Source organism: Paenibacillus sp. cl123 (assembly GCF_900101595.1).
Taxonomy (GTDB): domain Bacteria; phylum Bacillota; class Bacilli; order Paenibacillales; family NBRC-103111; genus Paenibacillus_G.
This window is the reverse complement of record NZ_FMYY01000027.1, coordinates 47,344-62,187: the sequence shown is the minus strand read 5'-3', so window position 1 is coordinate 62,187 and position 14,844 is coordinate 47,344. Positions and strand designations below refer to the sequence as shown.

The window sequence follows — 14,844 nt, the reverse complement described above, 5'->3', positions numbered from 1 at the left end:
TATGGGCGAAGGCCATGGAACGCGTGAAGTCCTTGGAAGCGCAGCGCGGAAGAACTCTCCGGTGTAAGGGGAACGGCATGTCGAGAAAGTTGTGTCTGGAACTAGGGAGACCCTCCCCCGCACGATGTTTTTTTTTCGTAAGGAGCAGACCTATAAGCCCAAAGGTGAAGTGGCGAGCTGCGGGAAGGGAGTCGGAGGGGGTCATAGTACCGATGAAGTGAGGACAACAAAACCTCATGGAGGGAAGGGCCCCTGCTTTGTTCATGTACTTGGAGGAGGTAAGAGTCAGTGAATGCAGTTCAACCTGCTAACGACGCCAAAGGAAAAGCTCGACAACTCCAACAAGCACTAAGCCTTGCAGCCAAGGAAAATCCGAGGCGGCGGTTTCATGCGTTATACGACAAGGTTTACCGCAGCGACATCCTATGGGAAGCATGGAAGAGAGTCAAAGGAAACGGCGGAAGCGGTGGGGTGGATGGAATGACCATGGACCACATCGTGAAAGTCATCGGCGAAGAACGATTTGTGGACGAAATCCAGACGACGCTCAGGAACGGAGAATATCGCCCACTACCGGCAAGACGCAAGGAAATTCCGAAGGCGGACGGCAAGATGCGGCCGCTGGGCATTCCTGCGATCCGGGACAGAGTCGTGCAAATGGCGACGAAAATCGTGGTGGAGCCCATCCTCGAAGCCGACTTCAAAGACTGCTCGTACGGATTCAGACCCAAGCGCAGTCAGCACGGGGCGATCCGGCATATCCGCCGAGCGGTGAAGAAAGGCGTCAACTGGGTGGTGGACATCGACATTCGCGGCTACTTTGACAACATTGCCCATGACAAACTGATGCAGCTGGTGGAGCAGCGGATCAGTGACCGAAGGGTGCTGAAGCTGATCCGGCAGTGGCTGAAAGCAGGTTTCGTGAAAGATGATCAGTTTCACGAAACCGACTTGGGAAGTCCGCAGGGCGGCGTCATCTCACCGTTACTTTCGAATCTGTATCTGAACTACCTGGATACCATCTGGGAGAAGAAGTTCGCTGAGACGGGAACGATGGTGAGATACGCCGATGATCTTGTGATCTTGTGCAGAACCAAGGAACAGGCGCTAAGAGCGATTGACGTGCTCAAGGCGGTATTCGGAAAGCTGGAAGTCGAGATGAACAGGGAAAAGTCGAAGCTCATCAACCTGTGGGACGACAAACAAGGATTCGATTTTCTGGGGATGCATCACCGGAAGATACCGAAGAAGCTGAAGGGGAACAAAACAGTCTCAATCCTCCGCAGTTACCCGTCCAAGAAGGCGATGAAGAGCATGAGACAGAAGGTGAAGGAAGCGACCGAGCCGAGAAACCGCCTGTACTGGACAATGAAGCAGATGGTGGCGGAACTGAACCCCAAGATACAGGGGTGGAAGAACTACTATGGGCTTGATTCCTTTGCCGACCCGTTCCTGAACAAAATCGACTGGTACATCCGAAAGCGCCTCACGCTGTTCTGGAACAAGAAGCGCAACCGTCGTAAGAAACACAGCAAGTCCAAGCAAGCCGCCATGGCGGCACAGTTTGCAGGACTAAAGAAACTCGCCAGCTAGAGAAAGTACCGCAACGCTGAAGGAAGAAGAACATCGGAAAGCCGGATGAGGGAAAACCTCACGTCCGGTTTGATGCAGGGGGAGCTGGAAAATTAAAAGGAGGGCCTGCGCCCTCCGATGAAATTTCAGTTCTCTACTCTACTAGGGCATAAATGATCAATAGGATTAAACAAATTGTGCAGGGAGCGATGCGTGGCATGAACGAGGAAGCTGGCGCTTCGCTAGCCTATATGGCCTCATTTTGAGAGCAGGATGGGCCACTTCAAACTGTAATCGAAAATTCGTATAAAATGCGCCCGGCCGGCGATCAACGTGCAGTACTTATACGGAAAACCGTACAAATATGCCTTACTGGCGGCCCCAAATAGGGGGGTTGTATGGAAAATCGTATAAATACAAATTTCGGGCGGTCAAACGGATCAAATTTATACGAAAAACCATACAAATACGTCCGGTCCGGTTACAAGGGAGCGCTCTTCACATTCCGTGCTGCCGACCGTATTCACCCGGAGAAGTAGGGAGTGCCCAACAAAACAAATGAATCGATGGGTTAAGCAACTTAACCTGAAACATATGCTAAGCCGCGTTAAATCGTCCATCCGATTATCGAAATCGTCAGTGCTCGGCAGCGAAATCGCAATCTTGTTTGCGATTTTGCCCATATCGAAGGCCCATGGCGCTCCCGTAGTCTTAGGGAAGAGGCAGCTAACGCCTGAACAAGATAATCCACTGATATGGAGGGTCACTGAACATGAAAAAGATCGCAGCTTCCACCGTGTCCGTCATGCTGATGGGCAGCCTGATCGCTTGTTCCGCTCAACCGGCCGCCACGACGCCGGAAGCCGGTACGCCGGCGGCGTCGCCGGGCAAGCCTGTCGCTTATCCGCTTAAGACGGATAAGACGCTTACGTACTGGGCCGAGCTGACCGGCAACATTACCGGGGTCAAAACCTCCCATAGCGAGGTGCCTTTCTTTCAGGAATGGCAGAAGAAGACCGGCGTTCCGCTCAAATTCACAGCGCCGCCGTCCGGTCAGGCGAAGGAAGCGCTCAATGTGATGCTGGCGTCCGGGGACCTGCCGGATATGATCGAGTTCAATTTCCTGAACGGGTTTCCGGGGGGACCGGAGAAAGCGATCAAGGACGGATACATCCTCAAGCTGAACGACCTGATCGACAAGCACGCTCCGAATCTGAAGAAATACTTGCAGGAGCATCCCGAGGTCGACAAGATGGTCAAAACCGACAACGGCAGCTATTACGCGTTCCCGTTTATCCGGGGCGATGAGTATCTGCAGGTGTTCCAGGGGCCGATCATCCGCAAGGATTGGCTCGATGAGCTGGGGCTGCCTGTGCCGGAGACAATTGACGAATGGACGACGACTCTTAAGGCGTTCAAGGAGAAGAAAGGAGCGGCCGCGCCGTTTTCCTTCATCAGCAAGCCGCGCTTTTTCAATGAATCGTACAACGGCGCATTCCTAGGCGCGTTCGGAGTCAACCGCGGCTTCTATCTGGAGGGCGGAGCGATCAAGTTCGGCCCTGCGGAGAGCGGCTTCAAGGATTACCTCAACCAGTTCAACCAGTGGTACAAGGACGGGCTGCTCGACAAAAATATCGCAACGGTCGATACGAAGGCGCTTGACGGAGGCTTTGCCTCGGGAGCGACGGGAGCCAGCATCGGCAACGCCGGAGGCGGCATAGGCAAATGGCAGCCGCTTGTGGAGGCCAAAGACCCGAAGGCTGTGCTGGTCGCCGCACCTTATCCGGTTCTGAAGAAGGGCGACATTGCCAAGTTCGGGCAGAAGTCATCGCCGTTCGATACCGGAGGCATGGTGGTCATCACCACCAAGGCCAGCGACCCTGCGCTCGCCGCCCAGATGCTCGACTACGGCTACAGCGAGGAAGGACATATGTTCTTTAACTTCGGGACCGAAGGCGTCAGCTACAAGATGGAGAACGGGTATCCGAAGTATACCGATCTGCTGATGAAAAATCCGGATAAGCTGGCTCCGGCGCAAGCGATCTCCCTGTATGCGCGCGGCAGCTACAACGGTCCGTTCGTTCAGGATAAGCGGTATGCGGAGCAGTTTTTCGCCCTGCAGACGCAGCGGGATGCGATCGAAGTCTGGAAGAAGACGGATGTGAAGAAATACGCCCTGCCGCCGATTACGCCGACTCCGGAGGAAAGCTCGGAATACGCGAAAATTATGACCGACATCGACACGCTTGTAGATGAGATGACGCTGAAGATCATTTTGGGCAGCGAGCCGGTCAGCCAGTTCGAATCTTACGTAGCCAAGATGAAATCGCTGAAGCTGGACCGCGCCATTGAGATTCAGAAAGCGGCTCTCGACCGCTACAACAAGCGCTAAAGCGCATAGCCGCAAGTTAACGGAAGCTCCAAGGGAGGGCAGGCGCTGCCCTCTCATCCCCGGGTTATGAGGTGAGGAACAAGATGGCGGACGCTCGACTGCTGGAGAGAACGAAAACCGCGGCCAAGGGAAGGCCGGGAAGCGGCAGATTTATGCGCGACTTTATGCTGAACAAATACTTGTACATCATGATGGTTCCCGTGCTGGTGTATTATATCGTTTTCCACTATGCGCCGATGTACGGAGCGCTGATCGCCTTTAAAGAATATTCGCCGATGAAAGGGATCATCGGCAGCGACTGGGTGGGCTTTAAGCATTTTCAAGACTTCTTCAGCAGCTATTATTTTTGGCGAATTCTGAAAAACACGGTCGTCATCAGCTTGTATACGCTGCTGTTCGAATTCCCCGCGCCGATCATTCTGGCGCTGCTTATTAATGAAGTGCGCAATCAAACCTTCAAGCGGGTCACGCAGACGATTACGTACATGCCCTATTTTATCTCGCTCGTGGTCATTTGCGGCATTATTACCGACTTCACGAATGCGGACGGCATCATCAACACGATCTTTACGTGGCTGGGCTACGATGGACAGGCGATGCTGCAAAAGCCTCATTTGTTCCGGCCGATTTATATTTTGTCCGAGATTTGGCAGCGGATCGGCTGGGAATCGATCATATATATCGCGGCCTTGATGAGCATCGATCAGGAGCAGTATGAAGCGGCGCGGATGGACGGGGCGAGCCGATGGAAGCAGATTGTGCACATTACGCTGCCGGGCATCATGCCGACGATTGCGATCATGTTTATTTTGCGGATGGGCAATCTGCTCAATGTCGGCTTCGAGAAGATCATTCTGCTCTATAACCCGATCACTTACGAGACGGCGGACGTGATTTCTTCGTTCGTGTACCGCAAAGGCTTGCTGGAATTCGGCTGGAGCTATAGCTCCGCGGTAGGCTTGTTCAATTCCGTCATCAATCTTATTCTCCTGATTACGGCCAACTATGTGAGCCGGAAAGTCAACGAAAGCAGCTTATGGTGAGGTGAGAGGCATGAAACAAAAAACGGGCATCCTGGAAAAGCTGTTCGATCTCGGCATCTACACGGTTCTGCTGGCACTCGTGGCCGTGACGTTGTACCCGCTGCTGTACGTCGTGCTGGCCTCCTTCAGCGACGCCGGCCAGCTGGTGGCTTATAAAGGGATTTTATACAAGCCGATGGGCTTCAGCCTGGAAGCCTACCGGAGCGTGATGAGCAATCCGGGCATTCTGACGGGCTACCGCAACACGCTGTTTATTCTGATCGCCGGCGTATGCGTGAACCTGGTCATGACGGCGCTTGGCGCTTATGTGCTCTCCAGGAAAAATGTGCTGTGGAACAAATGGTTCATGCTGGTCATCGTATTTACGATGTTTTTCCATGGCGGACTCATCCCGCTGTATCTGATCGTGAAAAACGTAGGCTTGCTGGACTCGCTCTGGTCGACGGTCATTCCGTTTGCAGTCAGCACCTTTAACCTGATCATTATGCGGACAGCGTTTATGGGCATTCCCGACAGTCTGGAGGAATCGGCCAAGATCGACGGCGCGAATCATTTCACGATCCTGTTCCGCATCATCGTACCGCTGTCCATGCCCGTCATCGCCGTCATGATCTTGTATTACGCGGTCGATAAGTGGAACGGCTGGTTCTATGCGTCCGTCTTTATCAAAAGCCGGGAGCTGTTTCCCTTGCAGCTCGTGCTGCGCGAGATTCTGATCTCCAATTCGACGGACAGCATGTCGGCCGGCACCGATGCGGGGGACCGCTATCAAATCGCGGAGACGATCAAGTATGCGACGATTATCGTGGCAACGGTCCCCGTGCTGTGCATTTATCCGTTTGTTCAGCGATTTTTTGTCAAAGGCGTTATGGTCGGTTCCCTCAAAGGGTAAGGGCGGAATCCGTATCCTCAAGCTGCAGAAACGGCTTTATTTGGCCGCCAATGCAGCTTTTATCCATCCGATTTTTCTTTTTGTTCATTCCTCCCCTTAATTTCATTGGTATAATGAGGGTATCCGATCATGCATTGGGAGGAGATCCCTTGAGACTCCGGTTTCGATTCAGATTTCTTTGGCAGAAGCGAAAAAGCATCATTTTTACGTGGCTGATCTCCTACAGCGCCGTGCTGGTCATTCCGATGATGATGAGCATGATCATTTATTCACAGTCCAGCGAAGCGCTGAAAAGTGAAATACAGCGGGCCAACGATTCCTTGCTGAAGCAGGTCCGGTATTCGATAGACACCCAGATTGACTTGATGAAGCGGCTGAACATGGAAATTTCCTGGAATGCCAAGCTGCAATCCTTGATGTATTCCACCAAGCCGGAGAGCGAAGCCCAGTTTCTGGCGTATCAGCTGGCGAAAGAGCTTCGGATGTATCAAACGTCCTACGCGACCATCGACGAGTTTTATGTGACGTGGGATCAGCAATCGGCGGTGCTGCGTCCCGGCAATATCAGGGACAGAGAGACGGCCTTCGATACGATCCATCACACGGGCGCGATGCGGTACGAGCAGTGGCTCGAGACGATCGACCATGCGCCGGGCAATGCCTTTCTTCTCTTGCCTCGCGTGGATTCGTCCAGCCCGCAAACCTCGATCGCCTATGTTACGCATCTGCCCAGGGATCTGAACGGCAAACAAACCGGTACGGTCGTCGTCATGGCCGATCTGGAGCGGTTTCAGAAGGCGATGGAAAGCATCTCGTGGTTTAACGGAGGACAGCTTTTAATCCTTAATCCAGACAATCAGGTTCTTATGTCCAATTTGCCTGTGACGGGCCATGAAAGCCTTATTCGGGAGCAGCTGCCGGACGGGGAGCATGTGATGCATATGCCGTCGGGGAACGGGGACACGGAGCTTTTTTATATTCAGTCGGCCGTATCGGATTTGAAATACGTATTGGTTATTCCGAGCAATATGTACTGGCAGAAGGCGGAATACGTGCGCAAATTTACGTATATCAGCATCTTGATCAGCCTGATGGGGGCGGGCGTCCTGACCTGGTTTTTCCTGCGCCGCAACTACTCGCCGATCCGGCAGCTGGTACAGTCTCTCTCGGATAAAAGTTCGCCGGAAGAGAGGACCGACTGGAATGAATTGAATTTTATCCGGAAGGCGATCACCAACACCCGCAGCGAGAAAGAAAAAATCGCCCTGCAGCTGCAGTCGCATCATCATGTGCTGCGCTCCAATATGCTGAACCGGCTGTTGAAGGGGAAGCTGGATACGCTCATTCCGTATGAAGAAGCCTTCAAGTCCTTTCACATCGAACTAAGCTCCAACCGGTTCGGCGTCATCCTATTTGCCGTGGAAAACCATGAAAGCGTCGATACGACGCTGCCCGGGACGGATCGGAACGATCGGCGGCGGCTCATTCAATTCATCATCACCAATGTCGTGGAGGAACTGGTCGGGCAGCGCCATCACGCCGGTTATGTCACCGAGCTGGACGATATGATGGCTTGTCTGGTCAATTTCTCCGAGAGGGCGGACGTTAATCCGAAGGAGGATCTGAACTGGATTGCGGCGGAGGCCCAGCGGTTTCTGCTGCGGTTCCGGATGGATCTGACCGTGTCGATCGGGGGCGTGCACGCCTCGCTGGCCGGGGTGTCGGAGGCTTATCAGGAAGCCATGGACGCGATGGAATACAAGATGGTCGTCGGCAAGCGGGAAATTATTCAATACGACGACATCCGGCCCGATCCGGCGGATAAGCTTCAGCTCGGGTATTATTACCCGCTGCAGGTCGAGCAGCAGCTGATCAATCTGATCAAGGCGGGCGATTATGAGCAGGCCGCCGGCTTTATGCACGACATCACCGAACGGAACTTCGACAAGCCGTTTGTATCCTTGACGCTCGCCAAATGTCTGATGTTCAATCTGGTCGGCACGATGGTGAAGGCGATGACCGAGCTTGGAGACGGGGACAGCCGGATTCTGGGCGACAATCCTTTATGGATGGACAAAATTATTGCCTGCGATACGCTGCTCGAGATGCAGCAGGAGCTTCAAGCCCTGCTCAAGGAGGTTTGCGCGTTTGCTGCGGCCAAGGTCGAGTCGAATCTGTCCCGGGAACGCGCCGAGACGCTGCGCGACTTAATCTCCCGAGTCATGAAGCATATCGAGGACCATTACCATGACGCCAATTTGAACGTGAACACGATCGGCGAACGCTTCGGGCTGAAGGGCAGCTACGTCTCAAAGCTGTTCAAGGAGCAGACGGGCGAAGGGCTGCTGGATTACATCACCAAATTCCGCATCAAGCAGGCCAAGCTTATGATGGGCAACAAGCAGGACTCGATCTCGGATATCGCCAAGGTGGTAGGGTATAACGAAGTGGCTACCTTCATACGTGTTTTTAAGAAATACGAAGGCATCACACCGGGCAAGTTCAAGGAATTGAGCTGAGAACGGAGAGGACATAAGCTGCGGAGGTTCAGAGGATGCGGAGCAGAACAACGTTTACGGGCATGATGCTTTTTTTCTCCCTGATGCTGGCGATAAGCGCGCTCACTTCCTGCTCATCCCCGTCCGGAAACGGCGTGGCGGCGGAGCCGGAGCCGGGAGGCATAGCCTTGTCTTATTGGGCCGAGCTTAACGGCAATGCGGGGAGCGTGAGGCCGACCTTTCAGGAGGTGCCGTTTTTCCAGGAATGGCAGAAGAGAACGGGCGTACAGCTTAAGTTCATTCAGCCGCCGTCCAATCAGGCCAAAGAAGCGCTCAATGTGCTGCTAGCCTCAGGCGAGCTGCCGGATCTGATCGAATTCGAGTGGAGCCAATTCCCGGGGGGACCGGTCAAGGCTGTCAAGGACGGATATATTATCCGGCTGAATGACCTGATCGACAACCATGCTCCGAACCTGAAGAAATATTTGAGCCAGCATCCCGAGATCGACAGGCAGGTGAAAACGGATGACGGCAGCTATTATGTATTTCCGTTCATCCGCGGGGACGATCTGCTGCGCACCTATCAAGGGCCGATTATCCGCAAGGATTGGCTGAACGAGCTGAATCTTCAGACCCCGGAGACGATCGATGAATGGTATACAGTGCTTAAGGCTTTCAAGGAGAAAAAGGGAGCGGAGGCGCCGCTGACGTTCCTTGGGGTTCCGCACGCGCTGTTCGGTATCGAGGGAGGCGGCTTTGTCGGCGCCTTCGGCATCAAGAAAGGCTTCTATATGGACCGGGGACGCGTAAAGTTCGGAGCGATGGAAGAGGGCTACAAGCAGTTTCTGACGACGTTCCGCCAGTGGTATGAGGAGGGGCTGATCGACCGGAATATCGCGACCGTCGACACCAAGACGATGGATTCCAATATGATTATGGGCCGAAGCGGCGCCACCCTATGGAATGCAGGCGCCGGTATCGGCAAGTGGCAGCCGCTTGTGCAGGAGAAGGACCCGGGAGCGCTGTTCGAGCCTGCGCCATATCCGGTGTTGAACAAAGGGGAGAGGCCCAAGTTCGGCCAGCGCAGCTACGCCTATGAAGGAACCGGCGGGGTGGCGATATCGAGCAAGAGCAAGCATCCCGAGGAAGCCGCCCGTCTGCTGGATTACGGCTACGGCCCGGAAGGGCATATGCTGTTTAACTTTGGCGTGGAGGGGGTCAGTTATACGCTGGAGAACGGGTACCCGAAATATACGGACCTGATCCTGCGCAATCCCGACAAGCTGGCTCCGGCCCAGGCGATTGCCATGTACAGCAGAGCCAGCTATTTCGGCCCTTTCGTGCAGGACGTACGCTATCTTGAGCAGTTCTACACGCTGCCGCAGCAGCGGAGGGCGGCCAAGCTCTGGGCCGATACGGAGGCCGATCAGCATATGCTGCCGCAGTTGCCCAAGACCGAGCTGGAGAGCGCCGAGTTTTCTGCGATCATGAACGATGTGACGACTCTGGTGGATGAGATGTCACTGAAGTTGATATTGGGCGTCGAGCCGATGTCGGCTTTTGACGGCTTCGTCAGCCAATTAAAGGCTTTGCGCATCGAGCGGGCGATCGAAATTCAGGAGCAGGCGCTTGCGCGGGCGCGCAGACGGTAGATGGGAGCGCAGACGGTGGACAGGAGCGCGGACGGTGGACAGGAGCGCGGACGGTGGACAGGAGCGCAGATGGTGGACAGGAGCGCAGATGGTGGACAGGATCGCAGACGGTAGACAGGAGCGCGGAATAGTCGCTTTTAGCAGTAACCGAAAAACCGTATAAAATTGCCGGATGGGCGGACATGTGTAGGATTTTGTGCGGAAAAACGTATACCTGCTTCCTGCTGGCGGTCACAAATATGGAAGTTGTGCGGAATATCGTATAATAACGCCCCGCTCGCGGTCAAAAGCATGAAATTTATACGAAATATCGTATCAATAGGTCTGGTTGCTGAAACGCACAGCCTAGTCCCTGTTTGCTACTTCTGCACGAAGGGCTGAGTTCTCGAAAGGAAGACCTAGGCCATAATTAAAGCCTGAACTTATTTTCACCCGGAGGAAGTCCAAAGTTTATAAAATAAGTCTTGCGCATTTGGGAATATTATGATAATTTATTAACAAAATCCATCGTATTGCGGTAAGCGGTTGACATGGCCGGCTTTCTGTGACGATGAACTAACGATGTGCGGAGGAACCGCCTGCATCATGCCTGCTTGGGGCATGATCGGGCGGTTTTTTGTGCTGTACATGAAAGGGAGTGAACAGAAAACGATGCGGGATTCGCCGCACGGGATTCGGTTAGGGGAATTGCTTGCTGGCCGGTACAGGATCGTCGCTTCGCTGGGGAGCGGAGGGACGAGCCGGGTGCTGCTGGCCGAGGATAAGAAGCTGCCGGGCAAGCGTTGGGCGGTGAAGGAGCTGTATGCCGATATGGCTGTGATGCCCAGCGTGCCGCCTAGGAAAGGGGAGGATGCCGAGCCGGGCGGTGCGGGCAGACGGCAGGCGATGCTGGAAGAAGCGGAGACGATGAGCAGGCTGACGCATCCGAGCTTGCCGGATATTGTGGACGTCGTGCCCCTGAACGATCAGGGCTTTATGTACCTGGTCATGGAGTATATCGACGGGGAAACCTTGCAGGAACGATTCGAGAGGCTGGAAGGAAAGATGCCGGCGGAGACGGTAGCCGGGCTGGCGCTGCAGTTGTGCGGACTGCTTGATTATTTGCACACCTCGGGCCCTCAGCCCGTGATCCACCGCGATCTGAAGCCCTCGAACCTGATGATTGACGCCGAGGGCCGGGTCCGGCTGATCGACTTCGGCACCGCCCGCCGCTTCAAGCCGGGAGGAGAGGGAGACACGGTCAATCTCGGCACGGTCGGCTTCGCCGCTCCGGAGCAGTATGACGGCAGACAAAGCGATCCGCGCACCGATCTGTACGGACTTGGCGCGCTGATGTATTACCTGCTCAGCGGAGGTGCGCATTACGGCTTGGCCGAGCCGCCGGGCGGGCGGCGGCAGCTGCCGCCTGCGCTTGAGCCGATCGTGCTCAAGCTGTTGAAGGCAAGTCCGGCCGAGCGTTATGCGACGGCGCGGGAGACGGCGGCGGAGCTGGGGGGCTGGCTGCGCGCCGGAAGCCGGGCTGCCCTGCATGGCGCGGTCGATGCCGGGCAGCTGACGGGCGCTGACTGGACGCCGCCGCTGGTCATCGCCGTCGGCTCGCTGTATGCCGGGGCGGGAGCGACTTTTGTAGCGCTGGCGCTGGCTCAGGCACTGGAGGAATGCAGGGTGCCGCATGCGGTGATCGAACCTCCATCGCCAAGCCCGGAGCTGGCCGCGCTGTTGTTCGCCATGAAGAACGAACCGCCGCATTACCGGTATTATGATGCAGCGATGAGGGAGCCGGGAGCGGCGCACGGAGGCGATGTGCGGTGGGAGAGGGGACGGACGCTGTGGCTGCCTGCTTCGGACGACTGGAGACAGGCGTTTCTCCGCTCCGGCGGTTCCGGACGGCAGCCGCCGGACGAAAGCGGGGGACTGCAGGCTCCTTCGTTTGCGCAGGCCGGTGCCTGGTTTAAGCTGATTCATACGCTGCGCAGGCCGGTGACGATCGTCGATATCGGCAGCCGCTGGGAAGAGCCGGAGACGGCCGCTCTGCTGGAGACGGTCACGGATGTCGTATATGTGGCCGATCCGATGGTCCATAAGCTGCAGACGGCAGCCGTCGAACGCCGGCTCCGGCTGCTGCTGGATGAGCTGAAGCCGGGCTGCCGGCGGCATGCGGTCGCCAACAAATGCGCCGGCGGCCGCGCGCCTTGGCTTGAGCTTTTGCCGGAGTCTCCCGGCTGTGTTCTTCCCGCTCTGGATAGCAGTCTGCTGGCCGAGGCCGCCTGGAGAGGGCGTCTGCCGACCGAGCATCCGATCGTCTGGCAGGATGTTCGCTATCACGTACATGCGTGGGTAAGCCGCTATTTTCCGATAGAAACGAGTGCGGCAGCTTTAGAGAAAGCAAACGGAGCCCGGCTCTATCGAAGGCTGCTGGACTGGCTGAGGCCGACACGAAAAAAGGAAAGGAGGGAAGAGCTGCCATGATCTATCGCTGCCGACTTCGGTTGAGAAAGATGGTGAGAAGCTTGCTCAAAGCCTACAGGCTTCCATATCGGTATACGCCGGCTTGATGATGTTGACGGTCAAAAGAAGAGGGGGAGGTTGCGTTGCTGCATAAGCCATGGATCGTCGGTGCGATAGGCACGCTGCTGATGACCGGCTCTGTCGCGGGCTACTGGTATTTCATGAAGCATATGGAGGTGTCGCTTCATACGATGGAAACGGTCAAGCCGGTCCGGCTGCTGCATAGCGGAGAGGCGATTGACGCTTCCATGCTGCGGATCGTGCGCATTGCCCAAGCCGCTCATGATCCGCGGGCCGTCACGGACCCTCGGCGCTTGATCGGGCGGAGGGTAGCGGTTCCCATCTCCAGCGAGGAGGAGCTGAGCGACTGGAAGCTTGCCGATATTCGCGTCACGCCGCTGCCGGCGGAGCGCTACTTCAGCTTCAAAACGGATGCCGTGATGAATGTGAATAATATGGTCCGGCGGGGAGATCGGGTGGATGTATGGGTCGAATTCGACCAGCCCAAGCTGATCGATACCGGATCACCGCAGCCGCCCGGGATCGGGGCCGTGAAAATTATCGAGCAGCTGCCCGTTACGAGCGTCAAAACGGCGGAAGGAGCGGAGGTTGTCGATACGGGGACGATGGAGGCGATCGTGGCGCCGGATAAAATAGCGCTGCAGGAAGCCCGCTCCCGCCCGAACGGGAAGCCGGAGACCAATACTTACATCATGAGCGATGAGGTGTACGAGGCCTTCGTGCTTGGCAAGCTGGCCGGCAGCGTGAAGCTGGCATTGCCGGACCTGACTTCATCGGAGGGCAAGGACGGTGCAGGCAAGGTTACGGAGCTGTTCAGGCTGCTCCAGGCCGCCGACGCTTTCTCCTCGAAGAAAGAACCGGTGCGGATAGGCTCTGACCTCCCCGCTTCCCAAGCCAAGCGGGCGGATGCTGCCGATTCGGCAGAGCTTCAGGAGGGGAAGCCTGTGAAGGCCAAGGCGGACACGGATGCGACGGAGAAAAGCTGGAGGAAGGAGGAGAGAAAATGACATTCTTGCTGGCCGTACCGGGCGACCGGGACAGCGATCTGACTGCCGCCGACGAGCGGAGCGGGGAAGCCGATGCAAAGCTTGTCAGCACCGCTGCAGGGCTGCTGGACCGGCTGGATGAGCCGCTGGAGGCCGTAGCCGTCCATGCCGGTATCTGGTATGACCGTTATCCGTGGGAATGGATGCCTCTGCTTCGCCGCAAGCAGCCGTATGCCAGATTGCTGGTTGCGCAAGACGAGTCGGTTTACGATTCCTTCATGATGGAAGCCGTCTGCCGCCTGGGAGAGTCGCTTGATATCCGGGTGCTGCCAGCCGGAGCAAGCCGGAGTAAAGTGCTGCAGGCTTTCCGGCGGTTTGCGGCAGGAGGGGAGGCTTGGGAGAACCTCTCCCTGCTGGGAGCAGGAGGCGCCCCCAGGCCGGGCGGACCCGGGACGGTGGCGGTCGTCTGGTCGGCCGCGGCCAAGGACGGCGCGACGACGGCAGCCGTCAACACGGCGCTCGCCTTGGCAGCCCGGGGGCGGCGAAGTGTCGGCCTCGTGGATGCCAATCTGCGCAATCCCGAGATCCATGCCGGCTTTCGCATGGAGCCAGACGGGGCGGCGGCTTTTGCGCTGCGCGCCAAGCTCCAGACGCGAAGATTGACGCCGGAAGAATTGCTCGGGGCATGCAGGCTGTACAAGCAGCGCGGATCGCTTCATGTGCTGCCCGGCTCTCCGCGCCGGGATACGGCCGGGGATATGACGCCGGAGATGATGGAGCATCTGATCGGGGTCGCGCGCAGCGCCTTCGACATCACGATCATCGATGTAAGCGGTTGTCCCGATAACGCCGCCACCATCAGCGCGGTGAGGGAGGCTGACGAGCGCTGGCTGGTCGTGCAGAACAGATACGCTTCCTACCGGAGGGCATGGGGAGAGTGGTTCGCCTGCTTCTGGTCTTACTGCGGGCTGTCGCCCCAGGAAGTATCGCTGATCGTCAACCGCATCTCCCAGACGGAGCGGCCGGAGCGCATCGCCGATTACTTGGGCATGCGCCTGGCGGCCGCCTTGCCCAATATGCCTGGCGGCCTCGGTCTTCGCGCGTCCGACGAGGGCGTCCCGTTGTACGGCCGCCCGGAGGCGGCGGCGTTCTCGGAGCAGATCGACCGGCTCGCGGCTCGTCTTGATCCCGAGGAGTCGGCGCTGCCCGGGTGGGTCGCGCCGCCAGCCAGGGCAGGCAGGCCGGGCTGGCTCGACCGGTTGACGACGCGCTTCGGTTGA

The 14,844-nt window shown here is 56.8% G+C and carries 9 protein-coding genes; all 9 read left to right on the top strand.

Annotated elements, in window-relative coordinates; all coding sequences use genetic code 11:
- Positions 1 to 288 precede the first annotated feature (288 nt).
- Positions 289 to 1,593 carry a group II intron reverse transcriptase/maturase gene (gene ltrA, locus BLR08_RS26895; RefSeq protein WP_072337454.1) on the top strand — a complete coding sequence of 435 codons (1,305 nt, stop codon included), beginning with the start codon at positions 289 to 291 and terminating at the stop codon, positions 1,591 to 1,593.
- A 751-nt stretch (positions 1,594 to 2,344) separates the two neighbouring features.
- On the top strand, positions 2,345 to 3,964 hold the full coding sequence (locus tag BLR08_RS26890; protein ID WP_072337452.1) for an extracellular solute-binding protein: 1,620 nt from the start codon (positions 2,345 to 2,347) through the stop codon (positions 3,962 to 3,964).
- Positions 3,965 to 4,047: 83 nt separating this feature from the next.
- Positions 4,048 to 5,007, top strand: coding sequence for an ABC transporter permease (locus tag BLR08_RS26885; RefSeq protein ID WP_072337450.1), 960 nt, complete (start codon positions 4,048 to 4,050; stop codon positions 5,005 to 5,007).
- Positions 5,008 to 5,017: 10 nt separating this feature from the next.
- Positions 5,018 to 5,899 (top strand): carbohydrate ABC transporter permease, encoded by an 882-nt coding sequence (locus BLR08_RS26880; protein WP_072337448.1) that lies wholly within the window; start codon positions 5,018 to 5,020, stop codon positions 5,897 to 5,899.
- A gap of 149 nt (positions 5,900 to 6,048) precedes the next feature.
- Positions 6,049 to 8,418 (top strand): helix-turn-helix domain-containing protein, encoded by a 2,370-nt coding sequence (locus BLR08_RS26875; protein ID WP_256257797.1) that lies wholly within the window; start codon positions 6,049 to 6,051, stop codon positions 8,416 to 8,418.
- Positions 8,419 to 8,453: 35 nt separating this feature from the next.
- On the top strand, positions 8,454 to 10,049 hold the full coding sequence (locus BLR08_RS26870) for an extracellular solute-binding protein (RefSeq protein ID WP_083537512.1): 1,596 nt from the start codon (positions 8,454 to 8,456) through the stop codon (positions 10,047 to 10,049).
- Positions 10,050 to 10,634: 585 nt separating this feature from the next.
- A complete protein-coding gene (locus BLR08_RS26865; RefSeq protein WP_072337444.1) occupies positions 10,635 to 12,518 on the top strand; it encodes a serine/threonine-protein kinase in 1,884 nt (627 codons plus the stop codon).
- Positions 12,519 to 12,640: 122 nt separating this feature from the next.
- A complete protein-coding gene (locus BLR08_RS26860) occupies positions 12,641 to 13,585 on the top strand; it encodes a CpaB family protein (RefSeq protein WP_072337442.1) in 945 nt (314 codons plus the stop codon).
- Positions 13,582 to 14,844, top strand: coding sequence for a CpaE/TadZ family protein (locus BLR08_RS26855; RefSeq protein ID WP_072337440.1), 1,263 nt, complete (start codon positions 13,582 to 13,584; stop codon positions 14,842 to 14,844). The genes BLR08_RS26860 and BLR08_RS26855 overlap by 4 nt, the downstream gene beginning before the upstream one ends.

What these genes read in the sequence shown, in the direction of transcription:
- BLR08_RS26890 (WP_072337452.1), top strand. Translation starts at nt 2,345, where the DNA reads ATGAAAAAGATCGCAGCTTCCACCGTGTCCGTCATGCTGATGGGCAGC.
- BLR08_RS26870 (WP_083537512.1), top strand. Translation starts at nt 8,454, where the DNA reads ATGCGGAGCAGAACAACGTTTACGGGCATGATGCTTTTTTTCTCCCTG.
- BLR08_RS26865 (WP_072337444.1), top strand. Translation starts at nt 10,635, where the DNA reads ATGCCTGCTTGGGGCATGATCGGGCGGTTTTTTGTGCTGTACATGAAA.
- BLR08_RS26855 (WP_072337440.1), top strand. Translation starts at nt 13,582, where the DNA reads ATGACATTCTTGCTGGCCGTACCGGGCGACCGGGACAGCGATCTGACT.
- BLR08_RS26880 (WP_072337448.1), top strand. Translation starts at nt 5,018, where the DNA reads ATGAAACAAAAAACGGGCATCCTGGAAAAGCTGTTCGATCTCGGCATC.
- BLR08_RS26885 (WP_072337450.1), top strand. Translation starts at nt 4,048, where the DNA reads ATGGCGGACGCTCGACTGCTGGAGAGAACGAAAACCGCGGCCAAGGGA.